The sequence below is a fragment of the Actinomadura pelletieri DSM 43383 genome (genome assembly GCF_003634705.1).
Taxonomy (GTDB): domain Bacteria; phylum Actinomycetota; class Actinomycetes; order Streptosporangiales; family Streptosporangiaceae; genus Spirillospora; species Spirillospora pelletieri.
Genome location: NZ_RBWU01000005.1, coordinates 455,801 through 472,621, shown reverse-complemented (window position 1 = coordinate 472,621; position 16,821 = coordinate 455,801). Strand labels below are relative to the sequence as shown.

Sequence of the window (16,821 nt, the reverse complement as noted above, 5' to 3'; positions counted from 1 at the left end):
GTTGCGTCGCCGACGGTGTTCGCCGTGGTCTCATTCGGCCCGTCCGCACCACCGGTTCGGGGCGCGGCACGACGGAACGAGCGTCGGTGGTGGCGCGTACCCTGGTACGCGATACCGGGATCCGGGTGGGTTTCCGGGTTTCCGGGCTGCCCTGCTCCCGGTTCTATGAGGCTCCCTCGGCTTGATGAGCGGACGAAGATGACGCTTTCTGGACTTGTTGATCTGGCGTGCTCCGGCCCCGGGCTGGAACGCGCCCTCGCGGCGGCGCGTACGGACCGCCAGATCGTCGCCCCCGCCTCGGTGTGGCCGGTCCTCGCCGCGGCGCTGGGCCGCCGTGTCGGCGGCGCCGCCGGGGGCGGGGTCGTCCTCGCGGTGACCGCCACCGGCCGGGAGGCGGAGGACCTGACGGCCGCCCTGACGAGCCTGCTCGACCCGGGCCGGGTGGCGCACTTCCCGGCGTGGGAGACGCTGCCGCACGAGAAGCTGTCGCCGCGTTCCGACACGGTCGGGCAGCGCATCGCCGTGTTGCGCCGTCTCGTCCACCCGGACGCCGCCCTGCCGGACGGCGCGGTGTCCGGCAGGGCGGACGGCGCGGCGGGCCGGGGCGGCGCGCTGGACGTGGTGGTGACGCCGATCCGCGCGGTGCTCCAGCCGATCGTGTCGGGTCTCGCCGATCTGGAGCCGCTGCGGCTGACCTCCGGCGAGGACGCCGACATGGACGACGCCGTCCGCAGGCTCGTGGACGCCGGGTACCACCGCGTCGACCTGGTCGAGAAGCGCGGCGAGATCGCGGTGCGCGGCGGGATCCTCGACGTGTTCCCGCCGACGGAGGAGCATCCGCTGCGGGTGGAGTTCTGGGGCGACACCGTCGAGGAGATCCGCTACTTCAAGGCGGCCGACCAGCGTTCCCTCGACGTCGCGCCGGCCGGGCTGTGGGCGCCGCCGTGCCGCGAGCTGCCGCTGACGCAGCGGGTCAGGGAGCGCGCGAAGCTGCTGGCCGAGGAGCATCCGGCGCTGGAGGAGATCCTCGGCCGGATCGCCGACGGCGACACCGTGGAGGGCATGGAGGCGTTCTCGCCCGTCCTCGCCGAGAGCATGGAGCTGCTGACCGACCTGCTCCCGGACGGTTCGGTGCTGCTGGTGTGCGAGCCGGAGCGGATCCGCACCCGGGCCGAGGAACTGGTCCGGACGAGCCAGGAGTTCCTGGAGGCGAGCTGGGTCAACGCCGCCGCCGGGGGAGAGGCGCCGATCGATCTCGGCGCCGCCGCGTTCCGGTCGTTGGAGGAGGTCCGCGAGCACAGCGCGGAGCTGGGACTGCCCCGCTGGAGCGTGACAGCGCTGAACCCCCTGGAAGCGGGGGCGGCGGCGGGCGGGGTCGACACCGGCACCGCCGAGGTGGTCAATCTCGGGGTGCGGCCCGCGGAGGCCTACCGGGGCGACACCATGCGGGTCGTCGGCGACCTCAAGGGTTGGGCCGACGACGGCTGGCGTGTGGTGATGGTCACGGCCGGGCACGGGCCCGCGGAACGGCTCGTCCAGCTCGTGGGGGAGGAGGGCGTCGGCGCCCGGCTCGCCGATCTGGCCGGGCCGCCCGAGCCGGGGCTGGTCACCGTCACGACGGGGCTGCTGGAGAAGGGGTTCGTCTGGGAGCCGCTGAAGCTGGCGGTGTTGACCGAGACCGACCTGTCCGGGCAGAAGTCGTCCACGAAGGACGCGCGGCGGATGCCGTCGCGGCGGCGCGGCGGCATCGACCCGTTGCAGCTCAAGCCCGGCGACTACGTGGTGCACGAGCAGCACGGCGTCGGACGGTACGTGGAGATGGTCAGCCGGACGGTGCAGGGCGCCACCCGCGAGTACCTGACCCTGGAGTACGCCAGGGGTGACCGGCTGTTCGTCCCGACCGACCAGCTTGAGGAGCTGACCCGCTACGTCGGCGGCGAGGCGCCGAGCCTGCACCGGCTCGGCGGCGCCGACTGGCAGAAGGCCAAGTCCCGGGCCCGCAAGGCCGTCCGGCAGATCGCCGGGGAGCTGATCCGGCTGTACTCGGCGCGGATGGCGAGCCCCGGCCACCCGTTCGGCCCCGACACCCCGTGGCAGCGGGAACTGGAGGACGCGTTCCCCTACGTGGAGACGCCCGACCAGCTCGCCGCCATCGACGAGGTGAAGGCCGACATGGAACGGCCCGTGCCGATGGACCGGCTGATCTGCGGCGACGTCGGCTACGGCAAGACGGAGATCGCGGTGCGGGCGGCGTTCAAGGCCGTCCAGGACGGCCGGCAGGTCGCGGTGCTCGTGCCGACGACGCTGCTGGTCCAGCAGCACATGTCGACGTTCACCGAACGGTTCGCCGCGTTCCCGGTGGTGGTGAAGCCGATCAGCCGGTTCCAGTCCGACAAGGAGATCGACGAGACGCTGCGCGGCATGGCCGACGGCACCGTCGACGTGGTCGTCGGCACGCACCGGATCCTGTCGTCGCAGACCAGGTTCAAGAACCTCGGGCTGGTCGTCATCGACGAGGAGCAGCGGTTCGGCGTCGAGCACAAGGAGGAGCTGAAGCGGCTCCGGACGCAGGTGGACGTGCTCGCCATGTCCGCGACGCCGATCCCGCGGACGTTGGAGATGGGCCTGACCGGCATCCGGGAGATGTCGACGATCCTGACGCCGCCGGAGGAACGCCATCCCGTCCTGACGTTCGTCGGCCCGTACGAGGAGAAGCAGATCGCGGCGGCGATCCGGCGCGAGCTGCTGCGCGAGGGACAGGTGTTCTTCGTCCACAACCGGGTCCGGTCGATCAACAAGGTGGCGGCGAACCTGGCGAAGCTCGTCCCGGAGGCGCGGATCGGGATCGCGCACGGCCAGATGAACGAGCACGAGCTCGAACGCGTCATGGTCGACTTCTGGGAGAAGAACTACGACGTCCTGGTCGCGACGACGATCGTGGAGTCGGGCCTGGACGTGCCGAACGCGAACACGCTCATCGTGGACCGCGCCGACATGTACGGCCTGTCGCAGCTGCACCAGCTCCGCGGCCGTGTCGGACGCGGCCGGGAACGCGCCTATGCCTACTTCCTCTACCAGCCGGAGCAGACGCTGACCGAGACCGCGCACGAGCGGCTCTCGACCCTCGCGCAGCACACCGAGGTCGGCGCCGGTATGTACGTCGCGATGAAGGACCTGGAGATCCGCGGCGCGGGCAACATCCTCGGCGCCGAACAGTCCGGGCATGTCGCGGGCGTCGGGTTCGACCTGTACGTCCGGATGGTCGGGGAGGCGGTCCGGGATCTGAAGGAGGGCGGCCGGGAGCCGGAGGCCGTGGAGACGAAGGTGGAGCTGCCGGTCGACGCGCACCTGCCGCACGAGTACGTGCCGGGCGAACGGCTCCGGCTGGACGCCTACCGCCGTATCGCCGCGATCACGTCCGAGGAGGAGATCGGCGCCGTGCACGAGGAGCTGAAGGACCGGTTCGGGCCGCTGCCCGTCCCGGTGCTGAACCTCCTGGACGTGGCGCGGTTCCGGACGAAGGCGCGCCGTGCCGGGCTCAGCGACATCACCGTCCAGGGCAACTTCATCAAGTTCACGCCGGTCGACCTGCCCGACTCGATGCAGGTCAGGTTGCAGCGGCTGTACCCGAAGAGCATCCTGAAGCCGGCGACCGACACCCTGCTCGTCCCGGCACCGAAGACCGAGGCGATCGGTGGCCGTCCGCTGCGCGACCAGGAGCTGCTGGGCTGGGCGACGGACCTCGTCGAGGCGCTGTTCCCGGCGGCGGCACCCGCCCCCGCCAGCCGGTAGTCTGACGCGAATTCCACTTGATCACGACGAGACGAGGTTTCCGTGCCTGGTAAGTCCGTGCCCGGCAAGTCAGCGAAGGTCGTGGCCGTGGCCCTGGTCGCGGCCGGCGCGCTGACCGGTTGCGGAGGCTCCCCCAAGGTCGGAGCCGCCGCGGTGGTGGACGACGACCGCATCACCGTCACCACGCTCAGCCAGACCGTCCGCGACTGGCGGGAGCAGTTCCGCGCCGACCCGGTGGCCAACCAGCTGCGCGCCAACCCCGGCGATCCGGCGCAGCTCGCCGGTGAGTCCGACTCCGACGTGCGGGGCGCGCTCACCCTGCTGATCAACTTCCGGGTCGCCGAGGAGGCGGCCGAGCGGGCCGGGGTGAAGGTCACCGGAACGCAGGTCGACCAGGCGGTCGGGCTGCTCGACGCGGACGCCAACCGGATCATGGGCCGTCCGCCGACCGTGCGGGGCGGCGCCGAGTCGATCACGCTCGCCAGCGGGCTGCCCCGCCGGTACACCCGTGACCTGGCCCGGCTCGTCGCCACGCAGATCGCGGTGCGGCAGGCGGGGATGCAGTGGCCGGGGCTGTTCCGCGGCACCGCGAGCGCCATGGACATCGACGTCAACCCCCGGTATGGGAACTACGACCCGCGTGAGGTCGGGGTCGGGCCCGTCCGGTACCGGCTGTCCAGCCCCGATTCGGGTATCTGAGGCGCATGAGCCTGACACTGCTCGCGACCACGCACCGGGTGGCGCCGGGCCTGCTGACCTGGCGCGCCTGGGACGCGCTCCGGTCGGCCTCCACGGTCGGGATCCGCGCGGGGCATCCGCTGCTGCCGTCCCTGCACGACGCCGGGATCGCCCCGGAGGTCGTGGACGAGCCCGACCCGGCCCGGCTGGTCGCCGACGCGCGCCGCGCGGACGTCCTGTGGGTCGCCGCGCCGGACGGCGACGAGGCCCTGATGCGCGAGATCGGCCGTCTTGTGGTCGAGGTCGCCTCCACCGACACGGAGAGCGAGCCGCTGGACGTGGAGGTGCTGCACGGGTCGTACGACCTGCCCGGCGCGCGGCTCCTCGATCTGGTGTCGGTGATGGACACGCTGCGCCGCGAATGCCCGTGGGACCGCAAGCAGACCCACGCGACCCTCGTCCCGTACCTGCTGGAGGAGGCGTACGAGGTCCTCGACACGATCGAGTCGGGCGACTACGGCGCGCTGCGCGAGGAACTCGGCGATGTGCTGATGCAGGTGGCGTTCCACTCGGTGGTCGCGGCCGAGCGCGACGACGACACCGCGTTCACGATCGACGATGTGGCGGGCGCGATCGTCGACAAGCTCGTCCGGCGCCATCCGCACGTGTTCGGGGACGTGACCGTCTCCGGCGCCGACGAGGTCAACGCCAACTGGGAGCAGATCAAGGCGGCGGAGCGGGCGGAGAAGAGCGGCGCGGACGCGTCGGCGCTGGACGGCGTTCCGATGGGACAGCCCGCGCTGTCGCTCGCCGCGCAGTTGCGGCGCCGCGCCGCGCGCATGAACGCCCCCGCCGACCTCGCGGAGAACCTCACGGCCGAGTCCGGGGCGGCCGAGTCCGGGGCGGGCGAGTCCGGGGCGGGCGGATCAGCGGCGGGTGAGCCGGGCGCCGGGAGCGAGGTGGGCGCGCGGCTCTTCGCGATCGTCGGCGAGGCGGCGGAGCGGGGAGTGGACGCCGAGTCCGAGTTGCGGGCGGTTTCCCGGGTATTCCGCGATCGTGTCCGAGCGTGGGAACAACGGCAACCGCGAAGCGGCGGAGACCAGCGGAAAGACGACGCCTGACACGTCTGATTCGCGAGGTATTCGCCGAAATATCGCCAATGGGGTGGTACGACCGCGGTCGCGCGTCTACTCTGAGCGCGTGTCGGCTGAGGCGGATGAGGACTCCGGGGACCCCGAAAGAGTGTCGGGCGTCCCGATTCCGGCGCGCCCTCGCCCCACCCGCCGCTCCCGCCGTCGTTTCTTCGCTCCCTCCACCTCCCGCCGCGAGCGGGCGCGCGCGTTCCGGGGCCTGAGCACGCTCAGCGGCCTGTCGGGGCTTCTCGTCGCGCTCGTACTGCTCCCCACCACGTGCGCGGCGGGCATCGGCGCGCGCGACGCGGCGCGCTGGTTCCAGGCCGAGCCCAAGGGATTAACGACCTCCGGCGTTCCGCAGCGGTCCAGGATCCTCGACGCGGGCGGACGCACCATCGCCACGTTCTTCTACCAGAACCGGGTGGACGTCCCCCTGTCGCAGATCGCTCCCGTTCTCCGCATCGCGGTGCTGGCCATCGAGGACAGTCGTTTCTACGACCACGGCGCCATCGACGCCCAGGGAACGCTCCGGGCGTTCCTGAGCAACCTCGGCAGCGGCCAGGTCCAGCAGGGCGGTTCCGGCCTCACCCAGCAGTACGTCAAGAACCTGCTGATCACCCAGGCCGAGTCGGACACCGAGCGCAAGGAGGCCCAGGAGGTCTCCGCCGCGCGCAAGATCCGGGAACTGAAGTACGCGGTCGCGCTGGAGAAGCGGTTCACCAAGGACGAGATCCTGCGCCGCTACCTCAACATCGCCTACTACGGCGACGGCGCCTACGGCATCGAGGCGGCGTCCCGGCACTACTTCTCCAAGCACGCGTCGGAACTGAACCTCGCCGAGGCGGCGCTGCTCGCCGGGATCGTCCGCTACCCCTACGCCTACGACCCGACCCAGCACCCGACCGCGGCCCGCGACCGGCGCAACGTCGTCCTGAAGCGGATGGCCGACCTCGGCTGGATCGACCGCGCCACGGCGGAGGCCACGGCGAGACTGCCGATCCGGTTGAAGGTCGACAACGTCAAGAGCGGCTGCGTGACGAGCGAGGCACCGTTCTTCTGCGACTACGTGCAGCGGGAGATCCTGACGAACCCGGTGTTCGGCCAGACGGCGGACGTCCGGGAGAAGCTGCTCAAACGCGGCGGCCTCACCATCCACACCACCATGGACCGGCGCGCGCAGAAGGCCGCGCAGCGCGCGGTGGACGGGCACGTCCCGCCCAAGAACTCCGCGCGCAAGGCCGCGGCCGAAGTGATGGTCGAGCCGGGCACCGGCGAGATCAAGGCGATGGTCGTCGACCGCGAGCTCGGCCCCGACAAGGAACGCGGCAAGACCTGGATCAACTTCGCCGCCGACGCCAGCCACGGGTCCAGCATCGGTATGCAGGCCGGGTCCACGTTCAAGGCGTTCACGCTGGCCGCCGCGCTGGACGAGGGCATGCCGTTCGGCACCCGGCTGTTCGCGCCGCGCAAGTACACACCGGTCGGCTACCGCAACTGCGACGGCGAGCGCGTCGGTGACGCGTCCGCGTCGCTGGGCAACGCCGCCGACGGTGAGGGCGGCAAGAAGTTCAGCCTCGTCACCGGCACCCACCACTCCGTCAACACCTTCTTCCTCGCCCTGGAGAAGGAGGTCGGCCTCTGCGACTCGGTCAAGATGGCGGAGAAGCTCGGAATGCGGCAGGCCAACGGCAAGCCGCTGGAGGAGGTCCCGTCCTTCACGCTCGGGTCCAACCCCGTCTCGCCGCTGCGGCTCGCGGCCGCGTACGCGGCGTTCGGCGCCCGCGGCAAGTACTGCGAGCCGATCGCCATCAAGAAGATCACCAACGCGGCCGGAGAAGAGTTGGAGGTTCCGCCGCGCGAGTGCAGGCAGGCCATGGACAAGGGCGTCGCGGACGCCGTCAACCATGTGCTGAGCGGCGTCCTCACCAAGGGCACGGCGCGCGGCCTGGGCCTCGGCCGCGACGCCGCGGGCAAGACCGGCACGGTCGACGACTACTCCGCCGCCTGGTTCGCCGGCTACACACCGGACCTCGCCGCGGCCGTGTGGGTCGGCGACCCGCGCGGCGGCTACAAGTACCCGATGGACAGCCTGTGCATGGACGGCCGCTGCTACGGCGCCGTGTTCGGCGCGACGATCCCCGCGCCGATCTGGAGACAGAGCATGCTCGGCGCGCTGTCGGACACGCCCGCGTCCTCGTTCCGCCGCCCGCCGTCCCACTTCTTCAGCCAGGGATCGGGTGAGGAGAAGGTCAAGCTGCCCGACGTGCGCGGCATGAAGCTGGACGAGGCCGTCAAGAGGCTCCGCGCCGCCGAGTTCAAGGTCGTCGTGGGCAGGCCCGTCAAGTCCCGCGAGTTCCCCAAGGGCAGCGTCGCGGAGATGACGCCCGATCCCGGCTCCGTGGAACCGGGCGAGACCGTCACGCTGCGCGTCAGCAAGGGACCGGGCCCGCGCGACGGCGATCCGCTGCCGCCGATCCCACCGGTCACCCCGCCGCCGACCTTCCCGGGTCTGCCCGGCGAGGGCGGGCAACAGGCCCCGGGCTGACCCGGTTTCGCCCGCCTTCCCCGGGCATTGACCCACCCGTGCGACCACCCGTGCGACCCGTCGATGCGACCCGCGCCACGGAACCGCGCCGTGTGATCATCCGGACGGCGGGTAGATCAACGATCGGGTGTTGACCTGCGCAGATCTTGCGGAAATCCGATCGGGGGGACGATCGTCATGCGAGCCATCGCCGTGTCCGAGTACGGTGCCACACCGGCGCCGATGTACCTGCCGCGTCCGGTGCCGGGGCCCGGAGAGATCCTGGTGAAGGTGATCGCGGCGGGGCTGAACCCGCTCGACTGGAAACTCGCCGACGGGATGCTGAAGGACACCGTCGACGCGTCGTTCCCGCTGATCCTCGGCCAGGACGGCGCGGGCGTCGTGGACGAGGTCGGCGCGGGCGTGACCCGGCTGCGGCACGGCGAACAGGTCTACGGGATCTTCGCCGCGCCGGACCGGGGCCTTGGCGCGTTCGCCGAGTACGCCGTCGTCCGGGAGGACGGCCCGGTCGCCAGGATCCCCGACGGAATGATCTACACCGAGGCCGCGGCGGTGCCGACCGTGGGTTCGGCGGCGCTCGCGATGCTGGAGCAGGCGCGGGTCGAGGCCGGACAGACCGTCCTCGTCGTCGGCGCGACCGGCGGCGTCGGACAGTGCCTCGTGCAACTCGCGTCCCTCGCGGGCGTCAAGGTCATCGCCACCGCCCGCGCCGACATGGCCGGAACGATGCGGCGCCTCGGCGCGGACGAGACCGTCGACTACTCCCACGCCGACCGGCCGCTGAGCGAACTCAACGCCAAGGTGCTGGCCGTCCACGACGATGGGATCGACGCCGTCCTCGACCTGGTCGGCGACACCTCCACCACCGAGAACCTCGCGCGGTTGCTGCGGCCCGGCGGGACGTACCTCAGCGCCGTCTGGGCCGTCCACCCCGACTCCATGGAGGCCAAGGGCCTGCGCGCCGTCAACCTGGACGACCGGCCCTCGGCCGCCGCGCTGGAGCGGCTGTCCGACCTCATCGACGCGGGTGACCTGCGCGTCCGCGTCGAACGCGAGATCCCGCTGGAGGAGACACCGGACGCCCTCGCCGTCAACCGGGTGGGCGGTGCGCGCGGCAAGACCGTGATCCGCGTCTGACGCCGGGTTCGATCGGGCGCCCGGCGAGCACTATTTCGCCCCGTTACGGGCATGCAGCCCCACGGGAGGAAAATCACATGAACCAGAGCAGTACGGGCGGGCGGGACGAGGACGACCGCCGCACCCGGCTCCGTGACATCGACGAGTCCCTCGACCGGTTGCGCGCCGACCTCACCCCGCCGTCCGGCGACGCCGGTGACAACGTCGACTCCGGCCAGTACCTCGCCGCCCGGCAGGAACTGGAAGGCCAGATCGAACTGCTGGAGTACGAGCGCGAACGCCTTCGCGTCGAACTCGGGGAGGCTTGAGCGGTCCGTCCACCATCGCGGGCCCCGTCCATGGCGGGGTCCGTTCACCTGCGGGTTGCACCTGCGGGTCGGCCTGCGGGTCGGCCTGCGGGTCAGCGGGGCAGGCGTAGGACGAAACGGGCGCCGGGGGCGCCGTCGAGACGGTCGGTGAGGACGAGCGAACCGTCATGCGCCTCGGCGATGTCGCGGGAGATCGCGAGACCGAGCCCGGTGCCTCCGGCGTCGCGGTGACGGCCCTCCGCGAGGCGCGCGAACCGTTCGAACACCCGCTCCCGGTCCTCGGGCGCGACACCGGTCCCGTCGTCGATCACCTCCACCACGGCGGTCGGCGGGTCCTCCTGCGTGCCCAGGATCACCGTCACCTCCGAGGCCGCGTGCCGGTCGGCGTTGTCGATCAGGTTCGTCAGCAGCCGGGCCAGTTCGCGGCGGCCGCCGTCCACCGTCACCGCCCCCTCGGCCAGGACCGTCACCTGGGTGCGGAGCGGGCGGCGCAGCACCTCCTCGTCGACGAGTTCGGTCAGGTCCACTTCCTCGCGCGGGAAGTTCCGGTCGGCGGTGAGACGGGTCAGCGCCCGCAGGTCGTCCACCACCGCCGTCAGCCGGTCGGTGTTGGCGAGGATGGCCCGCAGCGCCTCCGGCAGATCGGTGTCGTCCGGGTCCGACAGCGCCAGTTCCAGTTCCATCCGCAGCGCGGCGAGCGGGCTGCGCAGCTCGTGGGACACATCGACCACGAAGGCGCGCTGCCGGGCGACCGCCTGCTCCAGCCGGTCGAGCGTCGCGTTGATGCTCCGCGCGAGCCGTCCCACCTCGTCGAGCCGGGACGGTTCGGGCACCCGGCGCTCCAGGTCCGTCGCGGTGATCTCGTCCAGCTCGCGGCGGATCTCGTCGACCGGGCGCAGCGTGCGGCTCACCGACCGCCACGTCCCATAACCCACGAGCAGGGTGCCTCCCAGGGTGCCCATCAACAGCAGCAGGGCGAGCTTCGGCTGTGGCAGCAGCCCCGGATCGGGCGCCAGCGAGAAGACGAAATAGGTGGACGTCCCGGTCTGCACCCGGTACTCGACGATGAGGAAACAGCGTCCGCCGGGCGCGTCGACGTCGCAACTGCGCCCTTCCCGGCGATCGTCCGTCGGCACGGGCGGCGGGAACCGCACCGGCGCGCGGCCGCGCATCCGGGGGGACGCCGCGACCACCCGGCCCCGCTCGTCCAGGACCTGGAGCAGCTCGCCGCCCGAGCCGCCGATCTCCGATCCCAGGGTGCCGTTGTTGATCGCGACCATCACCCGGCGGCCGTCCTGGGAGATGTCCAGGACGGCGTCGGTGTGGGCCTGCTCCCGGCCGCCCGCCAGCACCAGTACCGACATCGCCGTGAACAGGACGAGGGCGACCAGCACGGCCACGAGCGTGACCCGTACGCGCAGTTCCGGATGGCGCAGCGCGGTCCGCCAGAGCCATCGGGTCAGGCGGGGGCCCGGTCCACGAGACCCGTCATCGCGACCTTTGGACTGGGTGGGGCGGACACGTATGGCGACCTCCCGGAACTGTTCCTGGCAGTACCCGGTCTTTCTTGCCGGAACAGGGCAAACACGACCGTGCTGGGCAGGTAAAAGATCGTTCAGCCGCGTCCGGTCGGACGGTCCGCGGAACGTCCGGTGGCGGCCCCGGCGGCCGGGAGCGGCGAGCCAGTTGGGCGGGGCGGGGGGCGCGCCGATAGGCTCGGTGGCTGCACAGAACCGCACGGATGTGACAGATCCACATCCGGTCATATCGCTCTTCAGGGGGTTCCCCGTGTCGTCGATCGAGGCCGTACTCGCCAGGGAGATCCTGGACTCCCGCGGCAATCCGACCGTCGAGGTCGAGGTCCTGCTCGCCGATGGGACCGAGGCGCACGCCGCCGTGCCGAGCGGGGCCTCCACCGGCCAGTTCGAGGCCGTCGAACTGCGGGACGGCGGTGAGCGCTACGGCGGCAAGGGCGTCCGGAACGCCGTCAAGGCCGTCAACGAGACCATCGACGAGAAGCTCGTCGGCTACCCGGCGTCCGACCAGCGGCTGATCGACCAGCTGCTGGTCGACCTGGACGGCACCCCGGCCAAGTCGGCGCTCGGCGCCAACGCGATCCTCGGCGTCAGCCTGGCCGTCGCCAAGGCCGCCGCCGACTCCGCGGGCCTGCCGCTGTTCCGTTACGTCGGCGGCCCCAACGCGCATCTGCTGCCCGTCCCGATGATGAACATCCTGAACGGCGGCGCGCACGCCGACACCAACGTCGACGTCCAGGAATTCATGATCGCGCCGATCGGGGCCGCCACCTTCGCGGAGGCGCTGCGCTGGGGCGCCGAGACCTACCACGCCCTGAAGTCGGTGCTGAAGTCCAAGGGCCTGGCCACCGGACTCGGCGACGAGGGCGGCTTCGCGCCGGACCTGCCGAGCAACCGCGAGGCGCTCGACCTGATCATGGAGGCGATCGGCAAGGCGGGCTTCGTCCCCGGACGCGACATCGCGCTCGCCCTCGACGTCGCCGCCACCGAGTTCCACTCCGACGGCCAGTACACCTTCGAGGGCGTCAAGCGCTCCAGTGACGACATGGCCGCCTACTACGGCGCGCTGATCACCGAGTACCCCCTGGTCTCCATCGAGGACCCCCTCGACGAGGAGGACTGGCCGGGCTGGGAGGGCCTCACCGCCGCCGTCGGTGACCGGGTGCAGATCGTCGGCGACGACCTGTTCGTCACCAACCCCGAGCGGCTGGCCCGCGGCATCGGCGCCCGCGCCGCCAACGCGCTGCTGGTCAAGGTCAACCAGATCGGCACGCTCAGCGAGACCCTCGACGCCGTCTCGCTCGCGCAGACCAGCGGCTACCGCTGCATGATGAGCCACCGGTCCGGCGAGACGGAGGACACCACGATCGCCGACCTGGCCGTCGCGACCAACTGCGGCCAGATCAAGACCGGCGCGCCCGCCCGCAGCGACCGCGTCGCCAAGTACAACCAGCTCCTGCGCATCGAGGAACTGCTCGACGACGCCGCCCGCTACGCCGGCGCCGCGGCGTTCCCGCGCTTCAACGCCCAGGGGTGACCCGACCGGAACCTTGATCCGGGCTTCGTGGCGTTCGGGTCGCGGACGGGTGATCCCGTCCACGACCCGGGCGTCCGCGAGTCCGTCCGACCAGGCAGGGGACACATGGCTGAGGACAGGGCAAGGAAGGGCGCCAAGGACGGGTCCGCGGGCGGTTCCGGTGGGTCCGGGCGCGGCGCGGGAACGCAGCGGAGCAACCCGGCGCTGACCAGCCGTGCCGCCATCCTCGCCGTGGTGGTGTGCGCCATCGCGCTGAGCCTGGCCTACCCCGTCCGGGAGTACATCGCCCAGCGCAAGGAGATCGCCGACCTGCGCCGCCAGGAGGCCGCCGCCCGGCGGCAGGTCGAGATCCTTGCCCAACGCAAGCAACAACTCGGTGAAAAGTCGTACATTGAGCGTGAGGCGACGCGAAGGCTCCATTACTGCCGTCCTGACGTCAAGTGCTACATCGTCGTGGACGACGGTCCGGAAGACGGGCGCCGGGCCCGCAAGGGCGGACCGACCAGCAGTCCGCCCTGGTACGAGACCCTGTGGCGGTCGGTGGAGGCGGCCGACCGACCGCGCTGACGCGTCCGCCGGAGGGGTCGATCGGAGGGGCGGTGCGGGAACGCGCCGTTCGAGGGCGGATTTCGGGAGTACCGGGGTGGGGACGTCGTGATCGGAGCACATGACACGGCCGCGGTCGCGGCCCAGCTCGGGCGGCCCCCGCGCGGTCTGCGCCGTGTGGCGAGCCGGTGCCCGTGCGGGCTGCCCGCCGTCGTCGAGACGGCGCCGCGGCTGCCGGACGGAACACCGTTCCCCACGCTCTTCTACCTGACATGCCCGAAGGCCGCGTCCGTCATCGGAACGGTCGAGGGCAGCGGGATCATGCGGGAGATGCAGGCCAGGCTCGCCGACGACCCGTCGCTGGCGGCCCGCTACGCCGCCGCCCACGAGGACTACCTGCGGCGCCGCGACGAGGCGGCCCGCGACGAGGGCATCGAGCCGCTGCCGGAGGGCATGCAGAGCGCCGGCGGCATGCCGGAGCGCGTCAAGTGCCTGCACGCCCTCATCGCCCACGAGCTCGCCGTGCCCGGCGTCAACCCGTTCGGCCGGGAGGGGCTGGACGCGTTGCCCGAATGGTGGCGCTCCGGGCCCTGTGTCCAGGTCGATCCGGAAGCGTGCGGTTCGAAACCTTTCGATGCGGAACCACTCGATGCGGAACCAGGGGAGGAACGGTGACGCGTGTCGCCGCCGTCGACTGCGGGACGAACTCCGTCCGGCTGCTGATCGCCGACATCGCGCCGGGTGAGGGCGGCGGGACGCTGACCGACGTCGAACGCCGGATGGAGATCGTCCGGCTGGGGGAGGGCGTCGACGAGACCGGACGGCTGTCGCCCGCCGCGCTGGAACGGACGTTCACCGCCATGCGCGGCTACGCCGAACTGATCGAGCGGCACGGCGCCGGGCACGGCCCGATCAAGACCCGGGTCGTGGCGACCAGCGCCACCCGCGACGCCGAGAACCGGGCCGACTTCGTCAGCGGCGTCCTCGACATCTTCGGTGTGGTGCCCGAGGTGATCAGCGGGGACGAGGAGGCCGAGCTGTCGTTCCTCGGCGCGACCCGGGAACTGGCGGCGCTGCGCCCCGCCCGCCCCTACCTGGTCGTCGACATCGGCGGCGGCTCCACCGAGTTCGTCGTCGGCAGCTCCACCGCCGACGTTGCCCGGTCCATCGACATCGGCTGCGTGCGGATGACCGAACGGCACCTGAAGGACGGTGACCCGCCGTCGCCGTCCCAGATCTCCGGCGCCGCCGCCGACATCGACGCGGCCCTCGCCACCGTCCGCGAGACCGTGCCGGTCCACGAGGCGCGCACGCTCGTCGGCCTCGCCGGGTCCGTCACCACGGTCGCCGGGATCGCGCTGGACCTGCCGGAGTACGACTCGTCGCGTATCCACCTGTCCCGGATCACCGCCGCGCAGGTCCACGAGGTGACGCGGCGGCTGCTGCACGCGACCCGCGCCGAGCGCGCCGAGATCGGCGTCATGCACCCGGGGCGGGTGGACGTGATCGGCGCGGGCGCCCTCATCCTGGATCGGATCATGCGGGAGTACGGGTTCGGTGCCGTCGTGGTCAGCGAGCACGACATCCTGGACGGTCTCGCCTGGTCCCTCGTCTGAGGCCCGCGCGGGGGCGTCGTTCTCAGCGCTTGAGCCGGGACACCAGGGCCGGGATCAGCACCGCGTTCGGGTTCTGCTGAGGGACGTAGAGCACCGGCGCGGCGCTGTTGGACTGCTGGATCCAGACACGTCCGCCGTCGACCGTCGCGCCGGAGATGGCCGACCAGCTGAGCGACACGCGGTTGCCGCGGACGCCGCCCGGGTACACGGTCAGGCCCTGCGCGACGTCCACCGACTCTCCGGCGCGGACGCGTCTGGCCAGTTCCTCCACCAGCCGCCGCTCCGCGAACTCCTGGCACAGCTGGATCAGCCGTCCCCACACCTGCTCCGGCTCGTCCTTCGCGCCCAGCCCGCCCCGCTCGATGACCACCTCGACGCGCGGCCCGCCCCGGAACGGGAACCGTCCCGCCTGGAAGATCCATTGATGGGCCGGGGCGCGGCCGGAACCGGTCGGTCGCTCCGCCGCCCAGTACGCCACCCACTCCACATGTGGCCACGCGAGCGTGGCGTTCCCGTACGCGACGAACCGGTCGTCGGCGTAGAGCTGCAGGTCGCGGACGTTCACGTCCAGGGGCTGGACGGCCGGACGGGCCTCCCAGGTCTGCCGGGAATGCGGGGCCGCGTGGGGCGTCCCTGGCCCGGTCTCGGGCTGTGCCATCCGCCGGGGCTCCTCGTACTCCTCCCGCGGCCGCTGCTCCCGCGCGGGAAGGCGCAACCGCGGTGGACGGGACGGCTCCGGGTTGAGGCGTTCCGTCCAGTTCTCGCCGTCCCACCAGCGCAGGCTCCCCGTGCCGTAGGGGTCCGGATACCAGCCCGGTTGCGACACTTCCTGCCTCCGCTTCACGCTGCGCCGGGCACCCCGTCTGCCCGACCGGCGAACGCATCGTACCGACCGGGAGCGGCTGTGCAGAGAGATGGGCGGAACCCGGCCACCGCCTGTGGCGTGCGACGATCGGTGGTATGACGACCGGCAACGCCCCGTTCGTACCGCCCGGATCCGGATGGCCGGAAGACCCCGCGAGCCCCGAAACGCCCGTCGCGCACGGCACCGGCGACGTCGTCGAGCTGGCCGCCAAGGCGCCCGATCTCGACGAGCTGTGCGCCCGGCAGTCGGTGTGCCGTGCCTGCGACCGGCTCGTCGAGTGGCGGGAGAGGGTCGCCGTCCAGCGGCGCAGGGCGTTCGCCGACGAGGAGTACTGGGGACGGCCCGTCGCCGGCTGGGGCGACCCGGAACCGAGGATCCTGATCGTCGGGCTCGCGCCCGCCGCGCACGGCGGCAACCGCACCGGACGGATCTTCACCGGGGACCGCTCCGGCGACTGGCTGTTCGCGTCCCTGCACCGGGTCGGCCTCGCCGCCCAGCCGACCAGCGTCCACGCGGGCGACGGGCAACGGCTGATCGGCGCGCGGGTGGCGGCGACCGTCCGGTGCGCGCCCCCCGACAACAAGCCGACGCCGCTCGAACGCACGACCTGCCTGCCGTGGCTGTCCCGCGAGGTCGAACTGGTCGCGGGGAGCGTCCGCTGCATCGTGTGCCTCGGCGGGTTCGCCTGGCAGGGCGTGTGGCCCGCGTTGAAGAACGCCGGGTACGGGCTGCCGCGTCCCCGGCCGAAGTTCGGTCATGGCGCCGAGATCGAGCTGACGCCGCCGCCGTCCGCGAAGGGCGGCGCGCCGGGGCCCGTGCTGATGCTGGGCTGCTACCACCCGAGCCAGCAGAACACCTTCACCGGGCGCGTCACCGAGGACATGCTGGACGCCGTCCTCACCCGGGCCCGCGACCACCGCTAGCCCGTTGTTCGGCGTGGGTGAGGGGTGTGTGGGGGTGTGTGGGCGAGGGGCGTGGGGCAGGGCCTTGGCCAAGCGGCCGGGGTGGTCGGACCGACCCCGCCTCGGCCCGCCGTCCGCGGCCGCTTGGCGCCCCCGTTCGGCCCTGTCCCGCGTCTTTCTGGTGCTTCGTCGGGTGAGATGCCGTACGGAACGAAGAAGTTCGCGGT

The 16,821-nt window shown here is 72.0% G+C and carries 13 protein-coding genes; 11 read left to right on the top strand and 2 right to left on the bottom strand.

The window, feature by feature from the left end:
- Positions 1-198 precede the first annotated feature (198 nt).
- The 6 genes from mfd (at position 199) to BZB76_RS23930 (ending at position 9,593) form a co-directional block, all read left to right on the top strand.
- A complete protein-coding gene (gene mfd / locus BZB76_RS23955) occupies positions 199-3,792 on the top strand; it encodes a transcription-repair coupling factor (RefSeq protein ID WP_121436644.1) in 3,594 nt (1,197 codons plus the stop codon).
- 42 nt (positions 3,793-3,834) lie between these two features.
- The gene (locus BZB76_RS23950) at positions 3,835-4,491 is read left to right on the top strand and encodes a SurA N-terminal domain-containing protein (protein WP_147449509.1); all 657 of its coding nucleotides are present in this window, start codon (positions 3,835-3,837) and stop codon (positions 4,489-4,491) included.
- A 5-nt stretch (positions 4,492-4,496) separates the two neighbouring features.
- Positions 4,497-5,591: a nucleoside triphosphate pyrophosphohydrolase gene (locus tag BZB76_RS23945; protein WP_121436642.1), complete on the top strand. Its 1,095-nt coding sequence runs from the start codon at positions 4,497-4,499 to the stop codon at positions 5,589-5,591.
- Between the two features lie 79 nt (positions 5,592-5,670).
- Positions 5,671-8,148 (top strand): transglycosylase domain-containing protein, encoded by a 2,478-nt coding sequence (locus BZB76_RS23940; protein ID WP_170180721.1) that lies wholly within the window; start codon positions 5,671-5,673, stop codon positions 8,146-8,148.
- Positions 8,149-8,325: 177 nt separating this feature from the next.
- Positions 8,326-9,285: an NADP-dependent oxidoreductase gene (locus tag BZB76_RS23935; protein ID WP_121436641.1), complete on the top strand. Its 960-nt coding sequence runs from the start codon at positions 8,326-8,328 to the stop codon at positions 9,283-9,285.
- A gap of 77 nt (positions 9,286-9,362) precedes the next feature.
- Positions 9,363-9,593, top strand: coding sequence for a hypothetical protein (locus BZB76_RS23930; protein WP_121436640.1), 231 nt, complete (start codon positions 9,363-9,365; stop codon positions 9,591-9,593).
- A gap of 92 nt (positions 9,594-9,685) precedes the next feature.
- Here BZB76_RS23930 and BZB76_RS23925 read toward each other — a convergent pair whose 3' ends face one another.
- On the bottom strand, positions 9,686-10,987 hold the full coding sequence (locus tag BZB76_RS23925; protein WP_246007147.1) for a sensor histidine kinase: 1,302 nt from the start codon (positions 10,985-10,987) through the stop codon (positions 9,686-9,688).
- 394 nt (positions 10,988-11,381) lie between these two features.
- On the opposite strand from BZB76_RS23925, the gene eno reads away from it, so the two are divergent.
- The 4 genes from eno (at position 11,382) to BZB76_RS23905 (ending at position 14,827) form a co-directional block, all read left to right on the top strand.
- Entirely contained in the window at positions 11,382-12,665 is a 1,284-nt protein-coding gene (gene eno / locus BZB76_RS23920; protein WP_121436639.1) for a phosphopyruvate hydratase, read from the top strand.
- 105 nt (positions 12,666-12,770) lie between these two features.
- Positions 12,771-13,232 carry an FtsB family cell division protein gene (locus tag BZB76_RS23915; RefSeq protein WP_121436899.1) on the top strand — a complete coding sequence of 154 codons (462 nt, stop codon included), beginning with the start codon at positions 12,771-12,773 and terminating at the stop codon, positions 13,230-13,232.
- An 87-nt stretch (positions 13,233-13,319) separates the two neighbouring features.
- Positions 13,320-13,886: a DUF501 domain-containing protein gene (locus BZB76_RS23910; protein ID WP_121436638.1), complete on the top strand. Its 567-nt coding sequence runs from the start codon at positions 13,320-13,322 to the stop codon at positions 13,884-13,886.
- Entirely contained in the window at positions 13,883-14,827 is a 945-nt protein-coding gene (locus BZB76_RS23905) for a Ppx/GppA phosphatase family protein (protein ID WP_121436637.1), read from the top strand. The genes BZB76_RS23910 and BZB76_RS23905 overlap by 4 nt, the downstream gene beginning before the upstream one ends.
- 22 nt (positions 14,828-14,849) lie before the next feature.
- Here BZB76_RS23905 and BZB76_RS23900 read toward each other — a convergent pair whose 3' ends face one another.
- Entirely contained in the window at positions 14,850-15,653 is an 804-nt protein-coding gene (locus BZB76_RS23900) for a DUF2510 domain-containing protein (protein ID WP_147449508.1), read from the bottom strand.
- Positions 15,654-15,787: 134 nt separating this feature from the next.
- On the opposite strand from BZB76_RS23900, the gene BZB76_RS23895 reads away from it, so the two are divergent.
- Positions 15,788-16,615: a uracil-DNA glycosylase gene (locus tag BZB76_RS23895; protein WP_121436635.1), complete on the top strand. Its 828-nt coding sequence runs from the start codon at positions 15,788-15,790 to the stop codon at positions 16,613-16,615.
- Positions 16,616-16,821 lie beyond the last annotated feature (206 nt).

Bases quoted from the DNA above. Each gene is read 5' to 3' on its own strand.
- mfd (WP_121436644.1), top strand. From the start codon at position 199: ATGACGCTTTCTGGACTTGTTGATCTGGCGTGCTCCGGCCCCGGGCTG.
- BZB76_RS23945 (WP_121436642.1), top strand. From the start codon at position 4,497: ATGAGCCTGACACTGCTCGCGACCACGCACCGGGTGGCGCCGGGCCTG.
- BZB76_RS23935 (WP_121436641.1), top strand. From the start codon at position 8,326: ATGCGAGCCATCGCCGTGTCCGAGTACGGTGCCACACCGGCGCCGATG.
- BZB76_RS23930 (WP_121436640.1), top strand. From the start codon at position 9,363: ATGAACCAGAGCAGTACGGGCGGGCGGGACGAGGACGACCGCCGCACC.
- BZB76_RS23915 (WP_121436899.1), top strand. From the start codon at position 12,771: ATGGCTGAGGACAGGGCAAGGAAGGGCGCCAAGGACGGGTCCGCGGGC.
- BZB76_RS23895 (WP_121436635.1), top strand. From the start codon at position 15,788: ATGACGACCGGCAACGCCCCGTTCGTACCGCCCGGATCCGGATGGCCG.